Below are 25,857 nucleotides of genomic sequence, written 5' to 3' on the forward strand. Positions count from 1 at the left end.
TGTCTTTGTCTGCGAAGCTGGCGCGGCGGTTGGTCCACCATCGGCCTGCCTCGTCCCCTTCTGGCCCCGACTATGCCGTCGGCATTGGTGCAGCCTATGAGCCAGCCAATCCCGTCGAATATGCCAGATTTCTAAAGTGATAAGGGCGCCCAAACAAAAAGGGCCGGCGCAGCGCCGGCCCTTTTTGGAAGTCTGTGGCGGTCAGGCGGCCGCAGGCCTGCGGCCGGCGGCGGTGGCGAGTTCGCGGATGCCCGGCTCGATATGCTGCAGCGAGATCGAGGAGATGCCCAAGCGCATGAAACGAGAGGGCTTTTCGCTGCGGTCGAAGAACCGGTCGCCGGGTTCGATGATGACGCTGCGCGAAGCGGCGGCTTCGGCAAGGCCACGTGAATCGGTACCGCGCGGCCCTTCCAGCCAGAGCGATGTGCCGCCCGCCGAGTCGGTCGAGCGCCATTCTGGCAGGAAAGCGGAAATCGCATGGACCAGACGCTTGCGCCGTTCGTCGAAGGCGGTGGAAAGCCTGCGCACCAGCGCCTCGTGATGGCCGAGCGACAGGAACAGCGCAACGGCGCGCTGGTTGTTCGCCGGCGGGTGTCTGAGCATGAAGCGGCGCAGCGCGCGAAGCTCGGCGATCAGCCCGGCCGAGGCCACGATGTAGCCAAGCCTGAGACCCGGAGCCAGCGTCTTCGACATCGAGCCGACATAGATGACGCGGCCGGAGCGATCGAGGCTCTTCAGCGCCTGCTGCGGCGCCTCGTCGAGCAGTTGGCTGTCATAGCCGTCCTCGATGATGATCTGGTTGTTGCGGTTGGCACGCGCCAGAAGATCCTGCCGCCGCTCCGCCGACAATGGCACCATGGTCGGGCAGTGGTGGCTGGGCGTGACGAAGACGAAGCCGGAATCGCTGGGGATCGACGAGGTCACAATGCCCGACTGGTCGACCGGGACCGGCTGGATATCGGCGCCGGCCAGCCGGAAGATCGAGCGGGCATCGGGGTAGCCGGGGTCTTCCATCGCCACTTTCGAGCCCTTGGTCATCAAGAGCGTGGCCAACATATAGAGCGCGTTCTGCGCCCCCAGCGTCACGATGATCTCGTCCGGATTGGCGAAGATGCCGCGCCGCGGCAAAAGCCTGGCCTGGATCTGCTCGATCAGCAGCGGATCGTCGCGGTCCACCATGTCGGACGCCCAGTTGCGGATCTCGAGCACCGCCAGCGCCATGCGGTTGCACTCGCGCCATTCGGCGGTCGGAAACAGCGCCGGATCGAACTGGCCGTAGACGAACGGATAGGAGGACTTGATCCAGTTGTCGTGCTTGGCCGGCGGCGGCATGTCGCTTGCGGCGATCTGCCGGCGCGCCTTCCAGTCGATCTCGTTCTGCTGGTCCGGCGCCTTCTGGTGCGGCTTGGCGGGAGTGGCCAGCACGTCCGGATTGACGAAATGGCCGCGCCGTTCGCGCGCGACCAGGAAGCCCTGGTCGACCAGCTGCTGGAAGGCGAGCACCACCGTGCCGCGGGCAACCCCAAGTTTTTCCGCGAGAATGCGGCAGGACGGCAGCGGCATCGAGGCGGCGATCTGTCGGTCGAGAATGGCCGCGACGATCGCTTGGCGGATCTGCGCCTGAAGGGTTTGGCCGGATTCAGCCGAAATCCGGAACAGGCCGGACCATATGGCCGTGTCATTGCGCTGTGGCATGGGAAATCTTCCTCGGATGGCCAGCTGTTTTCACTTGGCTGGACCAGTGGAGTGTATGGGTGGCATAAGGGGTTGCGCCAATCAATTTTTCTGATCGCTGGGATTTATGCCAGTGATCTATCAAGCGCGACGCGGAGCATCGTCGCCACACGTTAAGGCGCGACGCGCAGCGTCGTCGTGGCATCACCCCAAGCGCGATGCGCAGCATCGTCGCCTCGCGATGCGCAGGATCGTCGCGGCGAAATTCCCGCCTCCTCACCGTCCAATATCACCTCTCATCAAAGCGTGACGAGGTGCGTCATCGCCACCGCTTGAACGAAATGGAAATCGGCTCGATAGAATGACGCGCCGACACGCGCCGGAAACATCCGGCCTGTTAAAATGGTTTAAAAACCCGCCAGGAGCCCGCCAGTGGATCAGTCAAGCTTCGACAAGCAGGTCGCCGCTCTGCGTGAGCAGCGCGCGGCGGCCAGGGGCACCATGCGCGAGGCCTTCGCCGCCGATCCCAAACGCTTCGAGACATTCTCCGCCACCGATGGCGATCTTCTGCTCGATTGGTCGAAATGCGCCGTCGACGCAAGCACGATGGCGATGCTGGAAAAGCTCGCGGGCGCGGCCGATCTCGCGGGACGCCGCGCCGCGATGTTCGAAGGCAAGAAGATCAACATCACCGAGAATCGTGCCGTGCTGCACACCGCGCTGCGCAACCTGACCGGCAAGAGCGTGATCGTCGACGGTCAGGACACCAAGGCCGACGTGATTGCCGTGCTCGACGCCATGGGCGCCTTTGCCGACGCCATCCGCTCCGGCAAGGCGCCTGGCGCCACCGGCAAGAAGATCACCGACATCGTCAACATTGGCATCGGCGGCTCGGACCTCGGCCCGGCGATGGTGACGCTGGCGCTAGCGCCCTACCATGATGGGCCGCGCGCGCATTACGTCTCCAATGTCGACGGCGCCCATATCCATGACACGCTGAAGGGCCTGTCTCCCGAAACGACTTTGTTCATCATCGCCTCCAAGACCTTCACCACGGTCGAGACGATGACGAATGCGCAGACGGCGCGCGATTGGGTGCAGAAGGCGCTTGGCAAGGAAGCGGTCGGCAAGCATTTCGCCGCCGTCTCGACCGCCCTCGACCTCGTGGCGAAGTTCGGCATCGAACAAGACCGCGTCTTCGGCTTCTGGGACTGGGTCGGCGGCCGCTACTCGGTCTGGAGCGCCATCGGCCTGCCGGTGATGATTTCCGTCGGCCCGCGCAATTTCCGCGCTTTCCTCGATGGCGCGCATGAGATGGACGAGCATTTCCGCACCGCGCCGATGCAAAAGAACCTGCCGGTGCTTTTGGGGCTCATCGGCTGGTGGCATCGCGTCGTCTGCAAATATCCGGCCCGTGCCGTCATTCCTTACGACCAGCGCCTGTCGCGCCTGCCGGCCTATCTGCAGCAGCTCGACATGGAATCGAACGGCAAGAGCGTCACGCTGGACGGCACCGCGGTCGCCACGCCGACCGGTCCGCTTGTCTGGGGCGAGCCCGGCACCAACGGCCAGCATGCCTTCTTCCAACTCCTGCATCAGGGCACCGACTTCATCCCGGTCGAGTTCCTCGCCGCCGCCATCGGTCACGAGCCTGAACTGAAGCACCAGCACGATCTGCTGCTCGCCAACTGCCTGGCGCAGTCGGAAGCCTTCATGAAGGGGCGAACGCTGGAAGAGGCGCGCGCGCAGATGCTGTCCAAGGGCATGAAGCCGGCCGACGTCGATCGCATTGCGCCGCACCGCGTCTTCTCGGGCAATCGCCCCTCGCTGACCATTCTCTATAGAAAGCTCGATCCGCGCACGCTGGGTCGGGTCATCGCGCTTTACGAGCATCGCGTCTTCGTCGAGGGCACGCTGTTCAACATCAATTCCTTCGACCAATGGGGTGTTGAGTTGGGCAAGGAATTGGCGACCGGCCTGCTGCCTGTCGTGGAGGGTAAGGAGACTGCCGCAAAGCGCGACGCCTCGACTGCCGGACTGGTGGGACATATCCACCAATTGCGTGGCGCGGAGTAAAAGGATTGGCGGATATCAAGGGAATATTGTTCGACAAGGACGGCACGCTTGTCGACTTCAACACAACCTGGCTCGGCGTCGCCGACTTCATGGCGATGGATGCCGCCGAGGGCGACCGCTGGAAAGCGGATAGGTTGCTTGCCGCCGCCGGCTTCGACTTCGTCACGAAACGCTTCAAGCCCGATTCGATCTTCGCTTCCGGTTCGAACATGGACGTCGTCGAGCTCTGGTTCCCGCGTCTGTCCGAGGAGGACCAGATGCACGCCGTTTCCCGCTTCAACGAGATCACTTCGGTGCAGGGGTCGGCCATGGCGGTCGCGCTGCCGGGCGTCATCGACTCGCTGCGGACACTGCACAAACGATCCTATCGGATGGGCGTTGCCACCAACGATTCGACCAGCGGCGCCGAAAGGACGCTCGCTACGCTGGGCATCGCGCAGCTCTTCGATGCTGCCTTCGGCTACGACGCCGTTGCCAATTCCAAGCCGGCGCCCGACACGGTCGTCGCTTTCTGCGACCTGACCGGGCTAAAACCGGGCGAGATCGCCATGGTCGGCGACAACCGCCATGACCTCGAAATGGCGCGCGCCGGCGGCTGCGGCCTGGCGGTGGGCGTTCTCTCCGGCACCGGCACGCGCGACTCGCTGGCGCCGATGGCGGACGTCGTTCTGGATTCGGTTGCCGACCTGCCTGATTTCCTGGCCGCGCGGGTGAACGTTCCGGCGGGCTAACCACGTTCCGCCACGAAAGCGAACACGGCGCTGGGCCTGGGCTCGCTGCCGCCGTTTCCGCCGACATCCGGCACCTGGTATTCGCCGAGCAGGCAAAGCCGTGGCCTGGGCAGCCAGGCGCGGCCGGGGTCGCCGACCAGCACGTCGATGCCGGCGGCGAGGCAGCGGTCGAGGAACGGCATCATCCGCTGCCCCACGTCCTGCGCGTAGAAGACGTCGCCCGCCAGCACCAGCTCGACCGCCGGCGGCGGACCGGTGGTAATGTCCTTGCCGACGATCTCGATGGCGACGCCATTTGCTTGCGCGTTGAGGCCGAGCGCCACAGCGCCGTTGCGGTCTATCTCTGCCGCGATCACCGCGCGCGCTCCGGCCTTTGCCGCCGCGATGCCGACCAGCCCCGAGCCGGCGCCGAGGTCGAGCACCCGTTTGCCGGCGACGATCGACGGACGGTCGAGGATATAGCGGGCCAGCACCGCGCCACCGGCCCAGGCATAGGCCCAATAGGGTGGCTGTGGCTCGGTCGCGTTTCCGTCGCTGTCGTCGTCCGGTTCGAGCAGCCGCCGCAGTCCGCTGCCGGGATGCGCCTGATGGAGCTGGATCTCCGGCACTGACGGCACCGGCGCCAGCCGCATGTTCGCCTTGATGAATTCCGCCGGATCGAGCCGCTCGCCTCGCTCACGTGTCTTGCCGGCGGAGTGATCGCTCAAGCCTGGTCCCGCAACGCCCGCCGCAGGATCTTGCCGACTGGCGTCTTCGGCAGCTCGGTGCGGAACTCGATGAATTTCGGCCGCTTGTAGCCGGTCAGGTTCTCGCGGCAATAGGCCATTAGCGCCTCGACGGTGAGCGCCGGGTCCTTCTTCACCACGAACAATTTAGGCACTTCGCCGGAATGCTCGTCCGGCACGCCGATCGCCGCCACTTCGAGCACGCCTGGGTGATGCGCCACCACCTCTTCCAGTTCGTTGGGATAGACGTTGAAGCCGGAGACCAGGATCATGTCCTTCTTGCGGTCGACGATCTTGGTGTAGCCGCGCTCGTCCATGAAGCCCATGTCGCCGGATTTGAAGAAGCCGTCCTTGGTCATCACCTTGGCGGTCTCGTCGGGCCGGTTCCAGTAGCTGGCCATTACCTGCGGGCCGCGGATGCAGATCTCGCCCACTTCGCCGAGCGGCACGTTGTTGCCATCGTCGTCGCGGATGGCGATTTCCGTCGAAGGCAGCGGCAGGCCGATCGTGCCGGTGAAGTCGCTGGAGCTGAACTTGTTGGCGGTCGCCACCGGCGAGGTTTCGGACAGACCGTAGCCTTCGCTCACCGGGCAGCCGGTCAGCGCCTTCCAGCGTTCGGCGACGCCCTTCTGCACCGCCATGCCGCCGCCCAGCGTCAGGATCAGCGGCTTGAAGTCGAGCTTGCGGAACTCCTCATTGTTGAGCAGCGCGTTGAACAGCGTGTTGAGGCCGGGAAAGATGTGCATCGGGTATTTCGCCAGTTCCTTGACGAAGCCCGGAATGTCGCGCGGGTTGGGGATCAGCACGTTTTGCGCGCCCTGCTGCATGCCCATCAGCGCGTTCACCGTCAGCGCGAAGATGTGATAGAGCGGCAGCGCGCAGATGAAGTTGAGATGCGCCGGCTTGGGCTTCACCGTATAGGCGTCCTCCACCCAAAGCGAATTCTGCGCGACGTTCGAAAGCACGTTGCGATGCAGCAGCACAGCGCCCTTCGAGACGCCGGTGGTGCCGCCCGTATATTGCAGGAAGGCGATGTCGTCGCCGGAGACCGTGGGCGGCTTGAAGGCGATGGTCGCGCCGGTCTTGAGCACGGCGTTGAATTTGACATGGCCGGGCAGCGACCATGCCGGAACCATCTTCTTTACCCGCCGCACGACGAGGTTGACGATGGCGCCCTTGAGGCCGCCCAGCATGTCGCCCATCGCCGCGACGATGACATGCTTGACCGGCGTCCTGGCGATCACCGCCTGCAGCGTACCGGCGAAGTTTTCGAGGATGACGATCGCCTGCGCGCCGGAATCCTTCAACTGATGCTCCAACTCGCGCGGCGTGTAGAGCGGATTGACGTTCACCACCGTGTAGCCGGCGCGCAGGACGGCCATCATCGCCACCGGATATTGCAGCACGTTCGGCATCATCAGCGCCACGCGCGCGCCCTTCTCCAGGCCTCTCGCCTGCAGGTAGGCGCCGAACGCGGCCGACAGCCGCTCGAGCTCGGCATAGGTCATCGACTTGCCCATGCACACGAAGGCCGGCTGCCCACCGAATTGCTTGCAGGCGCCGACCAGGAAGTCGCCGATGGACTTGTAGGGCAGGGCGCCGATCTCGGCCGGCATGTTCTTCGGATAGCTTTTCAGCCATGGCTTTTCCGGCAGGCCGACAGTGAGCTCGGTGATCGCTTTCGGCAGGCCTTTCGAGGCAGGTCTGGCGGTGGTCGGCTTGGCGGCCTCCGCTTTTGCGGTTGCCGGCTTGTCCACTTTCGCGGTTGCCGGCTTGGACTTTGCCGCTGCGGGTTTGGCGGTGGCTGGTTTCGCGGCGGACTTGGCGGGCGCAGGCTTTGCTGCCGCCTTTGTCTTCGGCGTGGCTGCGGCCTTCATAGCCTTGGGCGCATCGCTTCCGGCGGCGGCCTTGGCCCTTGCTTTCGCCGCGGCTGTCGTCTTGGCTGCTCTTGCCACCTGTCTCTCCCTGTCGCCTTCTATCCGGGCGCCCGCCTCCAAACGAAGCGTCCTCCTCGCCGGTTGCGGATTTTCCGGAAATCCCGCCCATCGTCTATGTATTGCCTCTATCGGCGACCGTGCAAGCCTTGCCCCAGCGGCAATGCGGGGAAAGATTTGCCGTCGAAACGCTGTGCTTCGATCGCCTTCCGCATCGTGCTTGGACGGAGGGCGATTCCGGGCAGCCATGCCTGACGCCGCCATTTCGAAAGGCGGCCGATCAATAAAAAATCGCCATCGTTAATAATGTCGTGAGCAGAAAAAACTGCTAACTTTTTCTGCATTTGGAGCAAAAGCTAGATTCTTTTCCCGCTTCCCATGGGGTACGCAAACGAGGTGTTCCAAAGGCGAAGAAACGGTGCTTATATGCGCCCTTCGCGAGCCTGATAGAGGGGCTTGAGAGAACATCAGGGAGTGCTCAATGAAAAAGACAATGACTTTTGCAGCCGCGTTGCTGGCTGCAAGCGTCCTCAGCGGCATGGCCAGTGCTAAGACGCTCGTTTATTGCTCGGAAGCGTCGCCGGCCAATTTCGATCCGGGTACGACGACCGGCGGTAACGACTTCGACGCGTCTTCGCGCACCGTCTATTCGCGACTGGTCGAATTCAAGCATGGTGGCACCGAGATCGAGCCCGGTCTGGCCGACAAGTGGGAAATTTCCGACGATGGCCTGGTCTATACTTTCCATCTGCATCCGGGTGTGAAGTTCCAGACAACCGACTATTTCAAGCCGACGCGCGACCTCAACGCCGACGACGTCGTCTTCTCCTTCGATCGCCAGTTCAACAAGGAGAATCCGTGGAACGGCGACAAGTATCTGCCGAACCTCACCTGGGACTATTACACCGGCATGGACATGCCGAAATACGTCGCCAAGTGGGAGAAGGTCGACGACCTCACCGTCAAGCTGACGCTGACCGAGCCGAACGCGCCGATGCTGGCCAATCTCGGCATGGACTTCGCCTCGATCGTGTCGAAGGAATATGCCGACCAGCTGCAGAAGGACGGCAAGATGGCCGACTTCTCGACCAAGCCGATCGGCACCGGTCCGTTCCAGTTCGTCGACTACCAGCTGGATTCGGTCATCCGCTATGCGGCCAATCCCGACTACTTCAAGGGCAAGGAAAAGATCGACGATCTCGTCTTCGCCATCACGCCTGACGCGACCGCCCGCATCCAGAAGGTGCTGGCTGGCGAATGCGACATCGCGCCCTATCCGAACCCGGCCGACATCGCCACCATCAAGGCCAACAAGGACGTGACCCTGATGGATCAGGCCGGCCTGAACATCGGCTACATGAGCTACAACACCACGATCCCGCCGCTCGACAAACCGGAAGTGCGTCATGCGCTCAACCAGGCGATCGATCGGGAAGCCCTGATCAAGTCGCTGTTCCAGGACGCCGGCGCCATCCCGGCCGAGAACCTCATCCCGCCGACCATGTGGTCGTGGGACAAGGACGTGAAGACCGACGCCTACAATCCGGATGAGGCCAAGAAGGTGCTTGAGGCTGCCGGGCTGAAGGAAATCCAGCTCTGGGCTGCCGATCGCGTTCGTCCCTACAACCCGAACTTCCAGCGCGCGGCTGAGCTGATTCAGGCCGACTGGGCCAAGGTCGGCGTCAAGGCGAACATCGTCAACTACGAGTGGACGAAGTATCGCGAGGAAGGCAAGAAGAAGGACCGTCCCGGCGCCTTCCAGATCGGCTGGACCGGCGACAATGGCGATCCGGACAACTTCTTCGCCACTCTCTTCGCCTGCTCCGCCATCGGCGTGTCGAACTACTCCAGCTGGTGCGACAAGGACTTCGAGGACCTGATCCAGAAGGCCAAGAAGACCAGCGACCAGGCCGAGCGCACCAAGCTCTATGAGCAGGCGCAGGTGATCTTCGCCAAGGAAGCGCCCGCCTTCCTGCTGGCCCACAGCCAGGTCTATTCGGTCGTTCGCAACAACGTCACCGGCTACAAGATGGACCCGCTCGGCATTCACCGCTTCGACGGCGTTGACAAAGCCGAATAAGATTGCGAACGGGGCGGCGTAAACTTTAGCGCCGCCCCATTCCATTCAAGATGCTCCGATATCTTCTCAACAAAATCGCCCTCCTGATCCCGACCCTTGTCGGCATCACCATCTGCGCCTTCGCGTTCGTGCGACTGCTGCCCGGCGACCCGATTCTTGCCATGGCCGGCGAGCATGGCGTCGCGCCCGCCCGCTATGAAGAGCTGAAGCAACAGTTCGGCTACAATCTGCCGATTTGGGAGCAATACGCACGCTATGTCGGTGAGGTTGCCACCGGCGATTTCGGCGTCTCCATTTCGTCCAAGCGTCCGGTGCTCGAGGAGTTCAAGACACTCTTCCCGGCGACGCTGGAGCTGTCCTTCTTCGCCATGATCTTCGCCATGATCCTCGGCATCCCGGCCGGCATCTTTGCCGCCGTCAAACGCGGCTCCTGGTTCGACCAGTCGCTGATGGGCACGGCGCTTGTCGGCTATTCCATGCCGATCTTCTGGTGGGGCCTACTGCTCATCATCTTCTTTTCCGGCTATCTCGGCTGGACGCCGGTCTCGGGCCGCATCGGCCTGCAGTTCTTCTTCAAGCCGATCACCGGCTTCATGACGATCGACACCTTGCTCTACGGCAAATGGGACGCCTTCCGCTCGGCGCTCAGCCATCTCGTCCTGCCGGCGATCGTGCTCGGCACCATTCCGCTGGCGGTGATCGCGCGCCAGACGCGCTCGGCCATGCTGGAAGTGCTGGGCGAAGACTATGTCCGCACCGCGCGCGCCAAGGGCCTTTCGGCGGGCCGCGTCATCGGCGTGCATGCGCTGCGCAACGCGCTCATCCCGGTCGTCACCACCATCGGCCTGCAGGTCGGCACGCTGCTCGCCGGCGCCATCCTCACCGAAACCATCTTCGCCTGGCCGGGCATCGGCAAGTGGATGGTCGATTCCATCTTCAAGCGCGACTATGTCGTCGTGCAATCGGGTCTGCTGTTGATCGCCCTCATCGTCATGGCGGTGAACCTCATCGTCGATGTGCTCTACGCCGTCATAAACCCACGCATCAGGGCGGCATAGATGAGCCAGACCGAAATCGCCCCGATGGCCGCCGGCAGCCCGGATCGCCTCACCGGCCTCAAGACCTTCTGGCACTATTTCTCGGTCAACCGCGGCGCCGTCATCGGCCTGTTCGTCTTCATCCTGTTGGTGCTGGCTGCCCTCTTCGCGCCGCTGCTCGCGCCCTATGCGCCCGACGTGCAGGACAAGACCGCGTTCCTGCGGCCTCCGGCCTGGCAGGATGGCGGCTCGACGCAATATCTGCTCGGCACCGACCCGGTCGGCCGCGACATCCTCTCGCGCCTGCTTTACGGCGCGCGCTTCTCGCTGCTGATCGGCGCGGTGGTGGTCACGCTGGCTCTCACGGGCGGCATCACGCTCGGTCTGCTGGCGGGCTATTTCCGCGGCTGGGTCGACGTCGCGATCATGCGCGTCATGGACCTGATCCTGGCCTTCCCGTCGCTGCTCTTGGCGCTGGTGCTGGTCACCATCCTCGGCCCCGGCCTGTTCAACGCCATGCTGGCGATCGCGCTCGTCCTGCAGCCGCATTTCGCCCGCCTGGTGCGCGCCGCCGTGATGGCCGAGAAGAGCCGCGAATATGTTGTTGCGGCCAAGGTCGCCGGCGCCGGACATATCAGGCTGATGCTTGCCACCATCCTGCCCAACTGCCTGGCGCCGTTGATCGTCCAGGGCACGCTGTCCTTCTCCAACGCCATCCTGGAAGCCGCAGCGCTCGGCTTCCTCGGCCTCGGCGCCCAGCCGCCGACGCCGGAATGGGGAACCATGCTTGCCTCGGCGCGTGAATTCATCCTGCGCGCCTGGTGGGTGGTGACCTTCCCCGGTCTCGCGATCCTCATCACCGTGCTTGCCATCAACCTGGTCGGCGACGGCCTGCGCGATGCGCTCGATCCCAAGCTCAGGAGGTCATGATGGCGCTGCTCGACATCCAGAACCTCGTCGTCGAATTCCAGACCGCGTCCGGCCCGTTCCGCGCCGTCGACGGCGTCTCGCTCCATGTCGACGAGCGCGAGGTGCTCGCCATCGTCGGCGAGTCCGGTTCCGGCAAGTCGGTGTCGATGCTGGCCGTCATGGGCCTGTTGCCTTGGACCGCCACCGTCACCGCCGACCGTATGACCTTCAACGGCCGCGATATGTTGAAGATGAGCCCGACCGATCGCCGCAAGATCATCGGCAAGGATATTGCCATGATTTTCCAGGAGCCGATCGCCAGCCTCAATCCCTGCTTCACCGTCGGCTTCCAGATCGAGGAAGTGCTGCGCTTCCACATGGGCATGGACAAGGCCCAGCGCCGGGCGCGCGCCATCGAGCTTTTCAAGCAGGTCGGCATTCCGGAACCGGAGGAGCGGCTCAATTCCTTCCCGCACCAGATGTCGGGCGGCCAGTGCCAGCGCGTCATGATCGCCATGGCGATCGCCTGCAACCCGAAGCTTTTGATCGCCGACGAGCCGACCACCGCGCTCGACGTCACCATCCAGAAGCAGATCCTCGATCTGTTGGTCTCGCTGCAGGCCAAATACGGCATGGGCCTGATCATGATCACCCACAATATGGGCGTGGTGGCCGAGACCGCCGACCGCGTCATCGTCCAGTACAAGGGCCGCAAGATGGAAGAGGCCGACGTGCTGTCGCTCTTTGAATCGCCTAAGAGCAACTACACCCGCGCGCTGCTCTCGGCGCTGCCGGAGAACGCCGTCGGCGACCGGCTGCCGACCGTCTCCGACATGCTGTTCGAGCCGGCTCCCCAGGGAGCTGGTACATGACCGGAGCCGGCGCATGACCAAGGTCGTCGAAGGCAAGGACATCAAGCGCGACTACCATGTCGGCGGCGGCCTGTTCCGCGGCGCGCGCACCGTGCACGCGGTGAAGGGCGTGTCCTTTAGCGTCGAGAAGGGCAAGACGCTGGCCATCGTCGGCGAGAGCGGCTGCGGCAAGTCCACGCTTGCCCGCATCATCACGCTGATCGATCCGGCCACCTCCGGAGAACTCTTCATCGACGGCAACAAGGTCGACATCGCCAGGGATGGCTTGTCGAAGGAAATGCGCCGCAAGGTGCAGATCGTCTTCCAGAATCCTTATGGTTCGCTCAACCCGCGCCAGAAGATCGGCGACGTGCTCGGCGAGCCGCTCTTGATCAACACCGACAAGCCGGCCGAAGAGCGCCGCGACCTGGCGATGAAGATGCTGAAGAAGGTCGGCCTCGGACCGGAGCATTACAACCGCTACCCGCACATGTTCTCGGGCGGCCAGCGCCAGCGCATCGCCATTGCCCGCGCGCTGATGCTGAATCCGAGCTTGCTGGTGCTGGACGAGCCGGTCTCGGCGCTCGACCTCTCCGTGCAGGCGCAGGTGCTCAACCTGCTCGCCGATCTGCAGGACGAGTTCCAGCTCACCTATGTCTTCATCAGCCACGACCTCTCGGTGGTGCGCTACATCGCCGACGACGTGATGGTGATGTATTTCGGCGAAGCGGTCGAATACGGCCCGCGCGACGAGGTCTTTTCCGACCCCAAGCACGCCTACACCAAGACGCTGTTCGCCGCGACGCCGCGCGCCGACATCGCGAGCATCAAGGCGAGGTTGGCAAAGAAGAAAGCGGCGTGACCTCTGCTTCGTCCTGGCGCGGGAGCTTCTGGGATAGGACGATTGAGAAGGTGCCTGTGGCGCCGCGTTCCTTCACACCCCTCTCTGTCCTGCCGGACATCTCCCCCGCAAGGGGGGAGATCGGATGTCACTATGCTTTTCGCCAATCGCCTACGTCGGATGAAGAGCGCCGCCGACGAAGCTGCCAATCTCCCCCCTTGCGGGGGAGATGTCCGGCAGGACAGAGGGGGGTGCTGTCCCGCCGACATTTCGCCACGAAATCAGATCACGACAACTTCGCAATAATCGCCCGCAGCGCCTCGCCGAATTTGTGCACTTCCTCCACCGTGTTGTAGTGCACCAGCGAGGCGCGGATGGCGCCGCTGTCCATCGACAGGTTGAGGCGCTTCATCAGCCGCGGCGCGTACATGTGGCCGTCGCGGATGCCGATCTGCATGGCCGCCATCTCCTCGACGATCCGCTGCGGCGACAGCGTGCCGATGTTGAAGCAGAAGGTCGGCACCCGTTCATTGAGGCGGGTTTCGTCGGCAACCCCGTAGATGGTGGCGTTGCAGCTTTTCAACACAGCCATCATCTCGCGCGCCAGCATCAGCTCGTAGTCGCGAATGGCGTTCATGCCGGCGACGATGTTGTCGCGGCGCGAGCGGTTGTTTTCGGGCAGGAAATTGCGGCCGATCGATTCCAGATAGCGCACCGCCGCGTCCATGCCGGACACGTTCTCGTAGATGAAGGTGCCGGCCTCGACCTTGTAGGGCGGCTCGTCGGGGATGAAATCCTCGCGGAAGGTCGGCAGCCGCTTCAGCGTTTCGAAGCGGCCCCACAGGAAGCCCATATGCGGCGAGAAATTCTTGTAGCCGGAGCAGACGAGATAGTCGCAGCCCCAGGCCTGCACGTCCATCAGCCCGTGCGGCCCGTAATGCACGCAATCCAGAAACACTTCGGCGCCGGCCGCATGCGCGATCCTGGCCACCGAGGCGACATCGACGATCGAGCCGATCGAATGCGCCGTCACCGTGCAGGCGACGAGGCGCGTGCGCTCCGACACCAGCGGCTTGAGATCGTCGACATGCAGATTGCCGTCCTCGCGCATGCGCCACCATTTGAACTTGGCGCCGGCGGATTCCAGTGCCAGCCAGGTGGCGATGTTGGCGTCATGGTCCATGTCGGTGACGACGATCTCGTCGCGTCCCCCAACCGCGTCATTGGAAAGCATCTGGCCGATGCCGAGGCTGACCAGGCGGATGAACGATGTGGCGTTCATGCCGAAGCAGATTTCGGACGGGCTGTAGGCATTGATCAGCAGCGCGACGCTTGTCCGCGCCTCGGCCACCGACTGGTCGACGGTGACGCTGCGGCCATAGCGGCCGCCGCGCTGCACATTGTGCGACACCAGATGGTTGGTCACCGCGTCGAGCACGCTTTGCGGAATCTGCGCGCCGGCGGCATTGTCCATGAAGATGAAGTCGCCGGCACGCTGCAGCGCCGGGAACATCGCCCGAATCTTTTCGACGGGGAACGCGGCGGCGTTCGCATTGTCTGTCTGATGCTTGTTCACGGGTAAGCTCCTGCGAAGGACTTGGATGGGGACTGGTTGGCGTCAGCGCGTCTTCTCTGTCTGGAAGCGGCGCTCGAGCAGGCTGACCAGGCGAACCATCGGCCAGAGGAAGATCAGATAGACCAGCGCCGCGCCGATCAGCGGTGACGGGTTCGCGTAGAGCGACTGTGCATTGGTCGCTTCCTTCAAGAGTTCCGGCAGCGCCACGGTCGAGGCGAGCGAAGTGTCCTTGAACATCGAGACGCAATTGCTGGTCATTGGCGGGATGACCACGCGGATGGCTTGCGGCAGCACCACTTTGCGCAGAGTGAGCATGAACGGCAGGCCGAGCGCCTGCGCCGCCTCGAACTGGCCCTTCGGAATGCTCTCGATGCCGGAGCGGAACACTTCGGCCGAATAAGCCGACATGATGATGGCGAATGCCGTCACGGCGGACGCCCAGGACGACAGGCGGATGCCGAGGAAAGGCAGCGCGTAATAGATCAAGATCAGCACGACCAGCACCGGCAAGGCGCGGAAGATGTCGGTGTAGCCGATGGCGAGCCAGCGCAACGGTTTCGGCGCGTAGAGCCGCACAAGGCTGATCGCCAGCCCCATGACGATGCCGATGACGATGCTCATAATTCCGAGCAGCAGCGTGTTGAGGAAGCCGCGCAGCAGCGCCGGCAGGCTCGACGCGATAACGTCGGGATTGAAGAAGGTGTCGATTAGCGACATGGGGTGTTCCCGAACCGTGTCAGAGCAATTCCAGGAAAAGTGTGAAACGGTTTTCCGTCCGGAGGTGCGTAAAAACGAGGGTAGAGGCCCAAAACATCAGATCAGCTCTGCCCTGCGGTTCCGGGAGAAAGGAAACGAGCCGTGCGGGCCTCGAAAGCCGACACGGCTCGTTTTTCGTCAGTCCGCTCAGGCCTTGGGCAGCGGCATTTCCTTGACCGTCGAGGAGTCCGCCGGCGCGTCGGTGCCGAACCACTTCTTGTGGATGGCGGCCAGCGTGCCGTCCTTCTTCATCGCCGTCAGCGCGTCGTTCAGCTTGCCGAGCAGCGGATGGTCCTTGGTCATCATCAGCCCGTACTGTTCGCCGGTCTTGATGCGCTGCTTGACGACGAGGTCCTTCATCTTCTGGAAGGAGTACTGCATGCCGGGGACGTCGCTGACGGCGGCGTCGACGCGGCCGGCGCTGAGGTCGAGCAGAAGGTTCTGCTGCGTGTCGTAGCCCTTCACGTCGCTGAAGCCGTCGGCTGCCTGGTGGTCCTTGACCCAGGTCTCGCCGGTCGAGCCGGACAGCACGCCGACGACCTTGCCCTTGAGATCTGCCTCGGCGTTGATCGCGCTGTCGGTCTTGGTGGCGATGCCCATGTCGGAATCATAATAGGGCTGCGTGAAGGACTGCGACTTCAGCCGCTCGGCCGTGATGGTGATCGAGGAGATGGCGACGTCGATGCGCTTTGAGGTGGTGGCCGCGAACAGCGCCTGGAAGCCGAGATCGGCGATGTCGGTGGTCATGCCGATGCGTTTGGCCGCCTCGTTGACGATGTCGACCTCGAAACCCTCGAAAGTGCCGCTCTCGTTCTTGTATTCGAAGGGCGGATTGGTCGGATAGGCGCCGACATTGAGCACATCGGCGGCATAAGCGGTGGCGGGGCCGGCGGCGATGCCGATGGCGGCGGCCAGAACAAGCAGGTTGCGACGCGTAAAGCTCATTTGGTTTCCCTCTGGGTCTTCCCTCTGGTTGTTGATCGGGCGGGCTGACCCCGCACGGTTTCTTGCCGTCCCGCCTCCCAGCGGGGCGTCAATTCATGGCGGCGACCATGCGGGTGAGCGCGGTCGCTATCTGGTCGCGGTCGCGGCAGACGCACATTCTGAGGAATGCCGTTGCCGAGCTTCCGAAGAGATGGCCGGGGGCCAGCCCGACGTGGGCCGTCTCCAGGATCCTGGCGCAGGCTTGCCGGGCGTCGCTCTCACCCTCAAGCGCAAAGAAGGCATACATGCCGCCGCGCGGTTTGGTCGGCAGGATGATGCCTGGGATTTGCGCCAGCCTGTCATAGGCAAGGTCGAGACCGGTCCTGATCCGCTGTCTGATTTCCTCGACCAGCGGCTCGCCCTGCCGGATCGCCGCCACGGCGCCGGCCTGGATCGGGGCCGCGGTGCCGCTGTTGATATATTGCGTCATCGCGCCGAGCTGGTCGGCAACGCCTGAAGGATGGGTCAGCCAGCCGATGCGCCAGCCGGTCATCGCCCAGGCTTTCGAGAAGCTGTTGACCGACAGCACCCGGTCGCCGTCCTCGGCGATCTGCAGGATCGAGGGCGCGACGTCGCCGTCGAAATAGAGCCGGCCATAGACCTCGTCGGAGATGATCCAGATACCGGTGCGCCGGCTGAAGTCGAGCAGCGCCTGCATCTCTTCGCGCGTCGCCGTCCAGCCGGTCGGGTTGGAGGGCGTCGACAGGAAGATGGCGCGGGTGCGCGCGTCGCAGGTGGCGAACAGCCGGTCGAGGTCGAGCCGCCAGTCATCCTTGAAGTCGAGCGAGAACGGCCGCGGCTCGCCGCCGATCAGGTGGATGGCGTTGTGGATGTTCGGCCATTGCGGCGCGACATAGACGACGTTGGTGCCGGTATCGACCAGCAGCTCGAGCGCAAGGTACAGCGCCTGCATGCCGCCCGGCATCACCGTGGTCCGCGCGATCGGGATCGAGCGGCCATGGATGCGCGTCTGGTACTCCGACAGCGCCTCGTTCAGCGGGCCGTACCCGCGCATGTTGGGAACATAGAAGGTCAGGCCCTCGTCGAAAGCGGCCTTCGCCGCGTCGCGGATGAAGGCGGGCGTCACCATGTCGCCCTCGCCGTACCAGAGTGCGATGACATCGCCGAGCTCTCGCGCGCGAACCGCTAGGTTTGCGATGTTTTCCGTGTGCAGGTCGCGAATTTGCGCCCGCACGCCATCGAAAGCATAGCGCGCGCTGGACGACGACTGGGGCAACACAAACGACAAGGACTGAAACCCCCTTCCACCAACGATGGACCGACCGGAAAAGCCCCTCCGCCACGGCAGTCGCATCAGCTTCGGATGCTATCCAAAGCGCGGCGCTTTTCAAGGCAAAAGTTTTAAGCTTAAAAAGTTGGCTGGCCTGTCGCTTCGCCGATACGCTTTTGACCGCGATCGGCATTAGGCGTGTTGAGGCCAGACCGGCATCACCTGAATATCAACATGCCTTAGCCCAGTTCGGCGCGCGCGGCGGTGCAGTTGGCCGCGGCGCCGGCGCCAAGAAACATCGTGTCGCTGGCCAGCACGAAGAAGCTCGCGCCGATGGCTGTCCATCGGCCGACATTCTGCGGGCTGGTGCAAAATATGCCGGCGGTCCTGCCATGTGCCGCCGCCGCGCCGATGATTGTCCTGATCGCCTGGGAGAGCTTGTCCGCGCCCGCCGGTCCGACGGCATCGATCGACACCGAGAGGTCGCCTGGGCCGACGAAGACAACATCGATGCCGTCGACGGCTGTGATCGCCTCGATATTGGCCAGCCCCTCGGCGGTCTCGACCTGAATGGCAACGACAATCCGCTCATTGGCGGCGGCAAGATATTCGGGAATGCGATAGCCGTAGCCGGCGGCCCGACCGGGGCCGACACCGCGCTCGCCGTGCGGCGGATAGCGCGAGGCCTTGACCGCCATCGCCGCCTGGGCCGCTGTCGAGACGCGCGGGATCAGCACGCCTTGCGCGCCGCTGTCCAGCGCCGCCTGGATCGCTTCTGGCGCATGGCCGGGAACGCGCACCATGGTCGGCACACGGTGCACGTCGGCCGCGCGCAGCATGGTCTCGATCGTCTCGCGCGAAATCTGCGCGTGCTCCCAGTCGATGCAGAGGAAATCGAGGCCGGACGACGCCATCACTTCGATGGCGACCGGATGGGGGATGGCGGCGAAGGACCCGATGAGGTTCGCCTTGCCGATGCATTTCTGGCGGAATTCGCTCATGCCTATCCCCTTTTCGCGTTGCCCAATGCATATCCGCAAACTGCGGTGAGGCGAAGCTGTTTCAGGCTTGAAATATTTTTCTCCGGGCCTAGCGTGTGGGTCTTCCGCCACGAGTTCCGGACATGACCAAAGCGCACCCCCTGCACGGCCCGAACAGACTGAAGCTCGGCGTCTTTTCCACCAACGCCGATGGCGGGCTGGCCATCACCGATGTGCCGGAACGCTGGACGGCAAGCTGGCAGGATAATCTGACGGCGGCGCAGATCGCCGATCGCGCGGGCCTCGAATTCATGCTGCCGATCGCCCGCTGGCGCGGCTTCGGCGGCCGCAACAAGGTGCGCGAATTCTCCTTCGAGACCTTCACCTGGGCGGCGGCGCTTGCCGCCGTGACCGAACAGATCGGCTTGTTCATGACTGTGCATGTGCCGCTGGTGCATCCGCTTTATGCCGCCAAGGCGCTGGCGACGGTCGACCATATCAGCCAGGGCAGGGCGGGGCTCAACATCGTCTGCGGCTGGAACCCGAAGGAATTCGGCATGTTCGGCACGCCGCTGGTCGAGAAGGGTTATGACCAGGCAGCCGAGTGGATCGAGATACTCGAACGGCTTTATGCTTCAAGCGAGCCGCTCGACTATGAGGGCGCTTACTATCGGCTGAAGGAGGCGGTGAGCCGGCCGGCCAGCCTGCAGGCGCCGCGGCCGGTGACGATGAACGCCGCTTTCGGCGGACCGGGCCGGGATTTCGCCGCCGCCAGATGCGACTATCTTTTCACGACCTTCTCGGAGATGAGCGATGCCGGCAAGCATGTCGCCGATATCGGCGAGCGAGCCGCCAAAGCGGGCCGCGACGTAGGCGTCTACACCGTGGCGCATGTGGTCTGCCGCCCGACCATGGAGGAGGCGCAAGCCTATTACACGCGCTACGCCGTCACGATGGCCGATCACGAAGCGGTCGATGCCCATATGGCCGGCAAGAAGGAATTCTCGCAATCGCATGATCCGCATGCCTATGACCGCTACCGCCAGCGTTTCGCCGGCGGCGCCGGCACATATCCGCTGATCGGCACGCCGGAAACGATCGCCGCCGACATGGCGGCGATCGCCGTCCATGGCTACCAGGGCATCGCGCTGTCCTTCGTCAACTACACCCAGGAACTGCCCTATTTCTGCGACCACGTGCTGCCGTTGCTAAGGCAGGCGGGCCTTCGCCAGTAGCTACTCGGGTATCACCGCCGTCGCTTGAATCTCCACCTTGGCTCGGTCCTCGACAAGCGCCACCACCTGCATGGCGGCCATCGCCGGGAAATGCCGGCCGATCACGTCGCGGTAGGCTTCGCCGATGCCTTTGAGGTTGCCGACATACTCGGCCTTGTCGGTGAAGTACCAGGTCATCGAGGTGATGTGCCGCGGCTCGCCGCCGGCTTCGGCGAGCACGGCGACGACATTGGCGAGCGTCTGGCGCACCTGGCCGACGAAGTCGTCGGTCTCGAATTTGCACTCGGCGTTCCAGCCGACCTGGCCGCCGACGAACACCAGTCGTCCTTGTGCGGCAACGCCATTGGCGTAGCCGATCGGCTTGGCCCAGCCTTCGGGCTGCAGGATCGTATGCATGTCTGGCCTCCCCTATTTCAAATTTGGTTCGCAAGGCATCGCGTCACGCCCCGCCTATCACCTGCCTGGCGATCACCACCTTCTGCACGTCCGAAGCGCCTTCATAGATGCGCAGCGCCCGGATCTCGCGATAGAGGCTCTCGACGATGTGGCCCTTGCGCACGCCGTCGCCGCCATGCAGCTGCACCGCCTTGTCGATCACCTCCTGCGCCTTGTCGGTGGCGAACAGCTTGGCCATCGCCGCTTCGCGCGTCACCCGCGCGGCGCCCATGTCCTTGGTCCAGGCGGCGCGGTAAACGAGCAGCGCGGCGGCATCCACATCCAGCGCCATGTCGGCGAGGTGGCCCTGCACCATCTGCAATTCCGCCATCGGCGCGCCGAACAGCTTGCGCTCGCTCGCCCGCTTGACGCTCTCGTCCAGCGCGCGTCGTGCGAAGCCGAGTGCCGCCGCGCCCACCGTCGAGCGGAAGACGTCGAGCACCGACATGGCGATGCGGAAACCATCGCCGGGCTTGCCGACAAGCGCGGAAGCCGGGACGCGGGCATTGTCAAAGGAGAGCCGCGCCAGCGGGTGTGGCGCGATGACCTCGAGCCGCTCTGCGACGCTGAGCCCCTTCGCATCGCCTGGCACGACGAAAGCGGAAATCCCTTTCGCGCCGGGCGCCTCACCGGTGCGGGCGAACACGACATAGAGGTCTGCGATGCCGCCATTGGAGATCCAGGTCTTTTCGCCGCTAAGCACATAGTCGCCGCCGTCGCGGACAGCGGTCATCTCCATGTTGGCGACGTCCGATCCCGAGCGCGGCTCCGACAGCGCGAAAGCCGAGATGGCATTTCCGGCCCGAGTCTTTTCCAGCCAGCGCTGCTGCTCCGGCGTCCCGAACAGCGAGATCGCGCCAGTGCCCAGCCCCTGCATGGCGAAGGCGAAATCGGCGAGCCCATCGTGGCGCGCCAGCGTCTCGCGCGTGATGCAGAGCGTGCGCACGTCGAGCGGTCCGGGGTTGGCGGGGTCGAGCGCCGTCGGCTTCAGCCAGCCGTCGCGGCCGAGTCTAGCGACGAGCTCGCGACAGGCGGCGTCGACGTCGTGATGGTCGACAGGGAGATTTCGTTGGCACCAGGCTTCGAGACGCTCGGCGAGCTCGCGGTGGCGGTCCTCGAAGAAGGGCCAGTCGAGGAAGGAGCGGTCAGGCATTCTCGCCTCCGCAGTTCTGCGAGGTTTGCACTCTACGGCGCCCCCCTCTGTCCTGCCGGACATCTCCCCCACAAGGGGGGAGATTAGCAGCTTGGGCGCCGCCGCTATTCTTGCGAGGGTGGAGATTGGCGAAAGCGGACGCGACATCTGATCTCCCCCCTCGTGGGGGAGATGTCCGGCAGGACAGAGGGGGGCGCTGTCCCGCCAGCATGTCCTTGTTAAGCGGACACAACATCCTCAATTCCCCTCGAACACCGGCTTCTGCTTCGCCACGAACGCCTGATACGCCCGCTCGAAATCGCCGGTCTGCATGCAGATCGCCTGCGCCTGCGCTTCCGCCTCGATCGCCTGGTCGAGACCCATCGACCATTCCTGGTTGAGCTGCGTCTTGGTGATGCCATGCGCGAAGGTCGGGCCGGCGACGATGCGCGCCGCCAAATCGAGCGCGTCGGCTTCGAGTGCCGCCGCATCGACCAGCCGGTTGTAGAACCCCCAGCGCTCGCCCTCGGTGGCGCTCATGGTGCGGCCGGTATAGAGCAACTCGGCCGCGCGGCCCTGGCCGATGATGCGCGGCAGGATCGCGCAGGCGCCCATGTCGCAGCCGGCGAGGCCGACGCGGGTGAACAGGAAGGCGGTCTTTGCCTCCGGCGTGGCGATGCGGATGTCGGAGGCCATGGCGATGATTGCGCCGGCGCCGACGGCCACGCCGTCGACCGCGGAAATGATCGGCTTGCCGCAGTTCAGCATCGCCTTGACGAAGTCGCCGGTCATGCGCGTGAAGGCGAGCAGTTCCTTCATGTCCATCTTGACCAGCGGTCCGATGATGTCATGGACATCGCCGCCTGAGCAGAAATTGCCGCCATTGGGCAGGAACACCACGGCATCGACATCGTCGGCATAGACCAGGTCGCGAAACGTGTCGCGCAACTCGGCATAGCTGTCGAAGGTGAGCGGGTTCTTGCGCTCCGGACGGTCGAGCCGAACCTTCGCGACCTTACCTTCGACCTCCCAGAGGAAATGCTTCGGCTTGAGTTTGGCCATGGCACTCATTCGCGTCCCTCCCAATTGCTGCGGAACGATTTCAGCATGCCGGCCAGCCGCCGCGCCTCGTCCTCGCTGACATTGCCGAGCAGCTCGCCGACCCAGCTCTCATGTGCGGCGGCGATCGCGGCGAAAGATCTCGTGCCTTCCTCGGTCAGTCGCACCATGGAGGTGCGCCGGTCGCCATTGCGCCGCGCCCGCGTCACCAGCCCTTCGGAAACCAGCCGGTCGACAATGCCGGTGACATTGCCGTTCGACACCAGCAGAAAGCGCGACAGATCGCTCATCAGCATGCCTTCCGGCACGCGGTAGAGCGCCGCCATCACGTCGAAGCGCGGCAGCGTCGTGTCGAACTCCTTCTTCAGCCGCTCGCGCAGCTCGGCCTCGATGGTGCGCGAGGCGCGCAGCAGGCGTATCCACAGCCGCAGCCTGTCCTTGCCCGGTCCGGCGGACGTAGGTCCCGCTACCATGTCTCACCTCCCGAGACCGAGATTGCCTGCCCAGTGATCGACCGCGCGGCGTCGCTGCACAGCCAAAGCACCGCCGTCGCGACTTCCTCCGGCTGGATGAAACGCCCTTGCGGGTTCGTCGCCGCGAGGCTCGCGCGCGCCTCATCGGTGGAACGTCCCGTTTTCTTAACGATGCGCTGGACGGATTCCTCAAGCATGTCGGTTTCGACGAAGCCCGGGCAGATGGCGTTGACGGTGACGCCGGATTTGGCTGTCTCGGCGGCCAAAGCCCGCATCAGCCCGACCACGCCGTGCTTGGCGGCGACGTAAGGCGCGACATAGGCATAGCCTTTGAGGCCCGCGGTCGAGGCGATGAAGACAATCCTGCCCTGTTTGCGCCCCAGCATTCCGGCGAGCGTCGGCTTCACAGTCAGGAAGGCGCCGGTGAGGTTGGTGTCCAGCGTGCGCTGCCAGTCGGTCAGCGAAGTCTTGTGCAGCGGCGCACTGCCCGCCATGCCGGCATTGGCGACGACGATGTCGAATGGTCCGCGCGTGGCTTCCGCCTTCTCGTGGAGAGCCGCCATGTCGGCTTCGTTCGTGACATCGGCGGCGGCAGCAAAGATGCGGTCGCTTTCCTTTGCGACCTCGGCAAGGGCAGCTTCGCGCCGCCCGCAGATGGTGACGGCCAAACCTTCTGCCGCCAGTGCCAGCGCGATGGCCTTGCCGACGCCGGAACCGCCGCCGGTGACCAGCGCGTGCCTGCCGACGGTTTCGCGCGCGGCGCTCATACTTTGAGCCCCGCAGCCGCTTCGCGCTCGGCCAGCCGGTAGATCTGGTCGCGTCCGGGCAGATAGGGATCGGGCCATTTGACGCCGCGATCGCCGAGCGTCACCGCCGCGTGCAGCGTCCAATAGGGATCGGCAAGATGCGGCCTGGCCAGCGCCACGAGGTCGGCGCGACCAGCCATCAGGATGGAGTTGGCATGGTCCGGCTCATAGATGTTGCCGACCGCCATCGTCGCCATGCCGACCTCGTTGCGGATGCGGTCGGAAAACGGCGTCTGGAACATGCGGCCATAGACCGGTTTGGCGGCGATCGAGGTCTGCCCGGCCGATACGTCGCAAAGATCGACGCCGGCCTCGTGCAGCATCTTCGCGATCTCGACCGCGTCCGAAGGCGTGACGCCTTCGATGCCGACCCAGTCATTGGCCGAAATGCGCATCGAGATCGGCTTTTCGGCCGGCCACACCGCGCGCACCGCATGGAAGATCTCCAGCGGATAGCGCATGCGGTTTTCCAGCGAGCCGCCATAGTCGTCGGTGCGGCGGTTGGTCAGCGGCGTGATGAAGGCCGACAGCAGGTAGCCGTGCGCGGCATGGATCTCCAGCATGTCGAAGCCGCAGCGTTCGGCCATCTGGGCCGAGGCGACGAACTGGTCGCGGACCAGATCCATGTCGGCGCGGTCCATCGCCTTAGGCATCTGGTTCTTCGGCGACCATGGCACGGCCGACGGCGCCATCACCGGCCAGTTGCCGGTAGCAAGCGGCACGTCCGTTCCCTCCCAGCCGACACGGGTCGAGCCCTTGGCGCCGGAATGGCCGATCTGGGCGCAGATCTTTGCTTCGGTCTCGGCATGGACGAAATCGACCAGCCGCTTCCAGGCGACCTCATGCTCCGGTCTGTAGAAACCCGGGCATCCAGGCGTGATGCGCCCTTGCGGGCTGACACAGGTCATCTCGATGTAAAGCAGGCCGGCGCCACCTTTGGCGCGCTCGGCATAGTGCGAAAAATGCCAGTCGGTCGGGCAGCCGTCGATGGCCTTATATTGCGCCATCGGCGAAACGACGATGCGGTTGGCTAAAGTCATGTCGCGCAGCTTGAACGGCGCGAACATCGGCGCGCGGCGCAGGCTGTTGCCGCCGGCGCCGGCCTTGCGCTGGAACCATTCCTCGGCGCCCGCCAGCCATTCGGCATCGCGCAGACGAAGGTTCTCGTGGCTGATGCGCTGCGAGCGGGTGAGCAGCGAATAGTTGAATTGAACTGGATCGAGGCCGAGATATCGTTCGACTTCCTCGAACCATTCGAGCGAGTTGCGCGCCGCCGATTGCAGCTTCAGCACCTCGGTGCGCCGCGCATCCTCATATTTGTGGAAGGCCGCTTCGAGGTCCGGCTCGGACTCGACATAATCGGCGAGCGCCACCGCGCTCTCCAGCGCGAGCTTGGTGCCGGAGCCGATGGAGAAATGCGCCGAGGCCGCCGCATCGCCCATAAGCGCCAGGTTCTTGTAAGACCAGCGCTCGCACAGCACGCGCGGGAAATTGATCCAGGCCGAACCTCTGATGTGGTTGGCGTTGGTCATCAGCGGATGGCCGCCGAGATGCTTTGTAAAGATGCGCTCGCAGACCGCGATCGATTCCTGCTGCGTCATCTGGCCAAAACCGAACGCGGCCCAGGTCTGTTCGCTGCATTCGACGATGAAGGTCGCGGTCTCGCTGTCGAACTGGTAGGCATGCGCCCACACCCAGCCATGCTCGGTCTTCTCGAAGATGAAGGTGAAGGCGTCGTCGAATTTCTGCGTCGTGCCCAGCCACACGAACTTGCATTTGCGGGTGTCGATGTCCGGCTTGAAGACATCGGCGAAGGCCGCGCGCGACTTCGAGTTGAGCCCGTCGGCGGCGACCACCAGGTCATGCGTTTCCATGAAGGGTTTCGGGTCGGAAATATCGGTCTCGAACATCATCTTGATGCCGAGCTCGCGGGCGCGCCGCTGCAGCAGGACCAAGAGCCGCTTGCGCCCGATGCCGCAGAAGCCATGGCCCGAGGACACCGTGCGCACACCGTCATGGATGACGGCGATGTCGTCCCAATAGGCGAAATGCTTCTTGATCCAGACGGCGCTGACCGGGTCGTTCCTAGTCAGGTTCTCCAGCGTCTCCGCCGACAGCACCACGCCCCATCCGAACGTGTCGTCGGCGCGGTTGCGCTCATAGACCGTCACCTCGTGCGCGGCGTCGCGCAGCTTGAGCGAGATGGCAAAGTAGAGGCCGGCTGGTCCGCCGCCGAGAACCGCAACCTTCATGTCTTGCGATCTCCTCCAGAGCAATTCCGGGAAAAGTAGCGGTTTCCGTCCGGAATTGCGTGAAACGCTCTAAGGCATCG

General features: G+C 64.2%; 22 protein-coding genes. 8 read left to right on the plus strand and 14 right to left on the minus strand.

The window, feature by feature from the left end; genetic code table 11:
* Positions 1-201: 201 nt before the first annotated feature.
* Positions 202-1,695, minus strand: a complete 1,494-nt coding sequence (locus FJ414_RS25210) for a PLP-dependent aminotransferase family protein (RefSeq protein WP_140647084.1) — start codon at positions 1,693-1,695, stop codon at positions 202-204.
* A 411-nt stretch (positions 1,696-2,106) separates the two neighbouring features.
* On the opposite strand from FJ414_RS25210, the gene pgi reads away from it, so the two are divergent.
* A complete protein-coding gene (pgi, locus tag FJ414_RS25215) occupies positions 2,107-3,750 on the plus strand; it encodes a glucose-6-phosphate isomerase (RefSeq protein ID WP_140647085.1) in 1,644 nt (547 codons plus the stop codon).
* 5 nt (positions 3,751-3,755) lie between these two features.
* Positions 3,756-4,481: an HAD family hydrolase gene (locus FJ414_RS25220; protein ID WP_140647086.1), complete on the plus strand. Its 726-nt coding sequence runs from the start codon at positions 3,756-3,758 to the stop codon at positions 4,479-4,481.
* On the opposite strand, the gene FJ414_RS25225 is transcribed toward FJ414_RS25220, so the two are convergent.
* Positions 4,478-5,113 (minus strand): 50S ribosomal protein L11 methyltransferase, encoded by a 636-nt coding sequence (locus tag FJ414_RS25225; RefSeq protein WP_140647117.1) that lies wholly within the window; start codon positions 5,111-5,113, stop codon positions 4,478-4,480. The two genes, FJ414_RS25220 and FJ414_RS25225, sit on opposite strands and share 4 nt — an antisense overlap.
* A gap of 71 nt (positions 5,114-5,184) precedes the next feature.
* Positions 5,185-7,161 (minus strand): long-chain fatty acid--CoA ligase, encoded by a 1,977-nt coding sequence (locus tag FJ414_RS25230; RefSeq protein ID WP_140647087.1) that lies wholly within the window; start codon positions 7,159-7,161, stop codon positions 5,185-5,187.
* Between the two features lie 460 nt (positions 7,162-7,621).
* Here FJ414_RS25230 and FJ414_RS25235 point away from each other — a divergent pair, with 460 nt between their 5' ends.
* From FJ414_RS25235 to FJ414_RS25255, 5 genes are read left to right on the plus strand one after another with little or no spacing between them, the layout of a single operon-like run.
* On the plus strand, positions 7,622-9,220 hold the full coding sequence (locus FJ414_RS25235; protein WP_140647088.1) for an ABC transporter substrate-binding protein: 1,599 nt from the start codon (positions 7,622-7,624) through the stop codon (positions 9,218-9,220).
* A gap of 50 nt (positions 9,221-9,270) precedes the next feature.
* A complete protein-coding gene (locus tag FJ414_RS25240; RefSeq protein ID WP_140647089.1) occupies positions 9,271-10,278 on the plus strand; it encodes an ABC transporter permease subunit in 1,008 nt (335 codons plus the stop codon).
* Entirely contained in the window at positions 10,279-11,187 is a 909-nt protein-coding gene (locus FJ414_RS25245; RefSeq protein WP_140647090.1) for an ABC transporter permease subunit, read from the plus strand.
* Entirely contained in the window at positions 11,187-12,038 is an 852-nt protein-coding gene (locus tag FJ414_RS25250) for an ABC transporter ATP-binding protein (RefSeq protein WP_140647091.1), read from the plus strand. The genes FJ414_RS25245 and FJ414_RS25250 overlap by 1 nt, the downstream gene beginning before the upstream one ends.
* Before the next feature lie 13 nt (positions 12,039-12,051).
* Positions 12,052-12,879 carry a dipeptide ABC transporter ATP-binding protein gene (locus FJ414_RS25255; RefSeq protein ID WP_140647092.1) on the plus strand — a complete coding sequence of 276 codons (828 nt, stop codon included), beginning with the start codon at positions 12,052-12,054 and terminating at the stop codon, positions 12,877-12,879.
* A gap of 265 nt (positions 12,880-13,144) precedes the next feature.
* On the opposite strand, the gene FJ414_RS25260 is transcribed toward FJ414_RS25255, so the two are convergent.
* From FJ414_RS25260 to FJ414_RS25280, 5 genes are all read right to left on the minus strand, one after another.
* The gene (locus FJ414_RS25260; protein WP_140647093.1) at positions 13,145-14,434 is read right to left on the minus strand and encodes a cysteine desulfurase-like protein; all 1,290 of its coding nucleotides are present in this window, start codon (positions 14,432-14,434) and stop codon (positions 13,145-13,147) included.
* A 42-nt stretch (positions 14,435-14,476) separates the two neighbouring features.
* Positions 14,477-15,151: an amino acid ABC transporter permease gene (locus FJ414_RS25265; protein WP_140647094.1), complete on the minus strand. Its 675-nt coding sequence runs from the start codon at positions 15,149-15,151 to the stop codon at positions 14,477-14,479.
* A 186-nt stretch (positions 15,152-15,337) separates the two neighbouring features.
* Positions 15,338-16,135: an ABC transporter substrate-binding protein gene (locus FJ414_RS25270; RefSeq protein ID WP_140647095.1), complete on the minus strand. Its 798-nt coding sequence runs from the start codon at positions 16,133-16,135 to the stop codon at positions 15,338-15,340.
* 88 nt (positions 16,136-16,223) lie between these two features.
* A complete protein-coding gene (locus FJ414_RS25275) occupies positions 16,224-17,423 on the minus strand; it encodes a pyridoxal phosphate-dependent aminotransferase (protein WP_140647096.1) in 1,200 nt (399 codons plus the stop codon).
* 221 nt (positions 17,424-17,644) lie between these two features.
* Positions 17,645-18,406 carry an HpcH/HpaI aldolase/citrate lyase family protein gene (locus FJ414_RS25280; protein ID WP_140647097.1) on the minus strand — a complete coding sequence of 254 codons (762 nt, stop codon included), beginning with the start codon at positions 18,404-18,406 and terminating at the stop codon, positions 17,645-17,647.
* A 122-nt stretch (positions 18,407-18,528) separates the two neighbouring features.
* On the opposite strand from FJ414_RS25280, the gene FJ414_RS25285 reads away from it, so the two are divergent.
* Complete coding sequence (locus tag FJ414_RS25285) at positions 18,529-19,620, plus strand: LLM class flavin-dependent oxidoreductase (RefSeq protein ID WP_140647098.1); 1,092 nt, start codon at positions 18,529-18,531, stop codon at positions 19,618-19,620.
* On the opposite strand, the gene FJ414_RS25290 is transcribed toward FJ414_RS25285, so the two are convergent.
* The 6 genes from FJ414_RS25290 to FJ414_RS25315 all read right to left on the minus strand — a co-directional run bounded on the left by FJ414_RS25290 (position 19,621) and on the right by FJ414_RS25315 (position 25,777).
* Positions 19,621-20,016, minus strand: coding sequence for a RidA family protein (locus tag FJ414_RS25290; protein WP_140647099.1), 396 nt, complete (start codon positions 20,014-20,016; stop codon positions 19,621-19,623).
* A gap of 43 nt (positions 20,017-20,059) precedes the next feature.
* The gene (locus FJ414_RS25295; RefSeq protein WP_140647100.1) at positions 20,060-21,208 is read right to left on the minus strand and encodes an acyl-CoA dehydrogenase family protein; all 1,149 of its coding nucleotides are present in this window, start codon (positions 21,206-21,208) and stop codon (positions 20,060-20,062) included.
* A gap of 237 nt (positions 21,209-21,445) precedes the next feature.
* A complete protein-coding gene (locus tag FJ414_RS25300) occupies positions 21,446-22,258 on the minus strand; it encodes an enoyl-CoA hydratase family protein (protein ID WP_140647101.1) in 813 nt (270 codons plus the stop codon).
* Positions 22,255-22,719, minus strand: coding sequence for a MarR family transcriptional regulator (locus FJ414_RS25305; protein WP_140647102.1), 465 nt, complete (start codon positions 22,717-22,719; stop codon positions 22,255-22,257). Before FJ414_RS25305 ends, FJ414_RS25300 begins: the two co-directional genes overlap by 4 nt.
* Positions 22,713-23,486 (minus strand): SDR family NAD(P)-dependent oxidoreductase, encoded by a 774-nt coding sequence (locus tag FJ414_RS25310; RefSeq protein ID WP_140647103.1) that lies wholly within the window; start codon positions 23,484-23,486, stop codon positions 22,713-22,715. The genes FJ414_RS25305 and FJ414_RS25310 overlap by 7 nt, the downstream gene beginning before the upstream one ends.
* Positions 23,483-25,777, minus strand: coding sequence for a bifunctional salicylyl-CoA 5-hydroxylase/oxidoreductase (locus FJ414_RS25315; protein ID WP_140647104.1), 2,295 nt, complete (start codon positions 25,775-25,777; stop codon positions 23,483-23,485). Before FJ414_RS25315 ends, FJ414_RS25310 begins: the two co-directional genes overlap by 4 nt.
* Between the last annotated feature and the right edge of the window lie 80 nt (positions 25,778-25,857).

The organism is Mesorhizobium sp. B3-1-6 (assembly GCF_006439555.1).
Classification (GTDB): Bacteria; Pseudomonadota; Alphaproteobacteria; order Rhizobiales; family Rhizobiaceae; genus Mesorhizobium.

Excerpts from the sequence above, each read along its gene's own strand:
- FJ414_RS25290 (WP_140647099.1), bottom strand. The coding sequence starts at position 20,016 with ATGCATACGATCCTGCAGCCCGAAGGCTGGGCCAAGCCGATCGGCTAC.
- FJ414_RS25270 (WP_140647095.1), bottom strand. The coding sequence starts at position 16,135 with ATGAGCTTTACGCGTCGCAACCTGCTTGTTCTGGCCGCCGCCATCGGC.
- FJ414_RS25305 (WP_140647102.1), bottom strand. The coding sequence starts at position 22,719 with ATGGTAGCGGGACCTACGTCCGCCGGACCGGGCAAGGACAGGCTGCGG.
- FJ414_RS25235 (WP_140647088.1), top strand. The coding sequence starts at position 7,622 with ATGAAAAAGACAATGACTTTTGCAGCCGCGTTGCTGGCTGCAAGCGTC.
- FJ414_RS25225 (WP_140647117.1), bottom strand. The coding sequence starts at position 5,113 with ATGCGGCTGGCGCCGGTGCCGTCAGTGCCGGAGATCCAGCTCCATCAG.
- FJ414_RS25295 (WP_140647100.1), bottom strand. The coding sequence starts at position 21,208 with ATGCCTGACCGCTCCTTCCTCGACTGGCCCTTCTTCGAGGACCGCCAC.
- FJ414_RS25245 (WP_140647090.1), top strand. The coding sequence starts at position 10,279 with ATGAGCCAGACCGAAATCGCCCCGATGGCCGCCGGCAGCCCGGATCGC.
- FJ414_RS25265 (WP_140647094.1), bottom strand. The coding sequence starts at position 15,151 with ATGTCGCTAATCGACACCTTCTTCAATCCCGACGTTATCGCGTCGAGC.
- FJ414_RS25285 (WP_140647098.1), top strand. The coding sequence starts at position 18,529 with ATGACCAAAGCGCACCCCCTGCACGGCCCGAACAGACTGAAGCTCGGC.
- FJ414_RS25255 (WP_140647092.1), top strand. The coding sequence starts at position 12,052 with ATGACCAAGGTCGTCGAAGGCAAGGACATCAAGCGCGACTACCATGTC.
- FJ414_RS25315 (WP_140647104.1), bottom strand. The coding sequence starts at position 25,777 with ATGAAGGTTGCGGTTCTCGGCGGCGGACCAGCCGGCCTCTACTTTGCC.
- FJ414_RS25250 (WP_140647091.1), top strand. The coding sequence starts at position 11,187 with ATGGCGCTGCTCGACATCCAGAACCTCGTCGTCGAATTCCAGACCGCG.
- FJ414_RS25310 (WP_140647103.1), bottom strand. The coding sequence starts at position 23,486 with ATGAGCGCCGCGCGCGAAACCGTCGGCAGGCACGCGCTGGTCACCGGC.
- FJ414_RS25240 (WP_140647089.1), top strand. The coding sequence starts at position 9,271 with ATGCTCCGATATCTTCTCAACAAAATCGCCCTCCTGATCCCGACCCTT.
- FJ414_RS25300 (WP_140647101.1), bottom strand. The coding sequence starts at position 22,258 with ATGAGTGCCATGGCCAAACTCAAGCCGAAGCATTTCCTCTGGGAGGTC.
- FJ414_RS25280 (WP_140647097.1), bottom strand. The coding sequence starts at position 18,406 with ATGAGCGAATTCCGCCAGAAATGCATCGGCAAGGCGAACCTCATCGGG.
- FJ414_RS25210 (WP_140647084.1), bottom strand. The coding sequence starts at position 1,695 with ATGCCACAGCGCAATGACACGGCCATATGGTCCGGCCTGTTCCGGATT.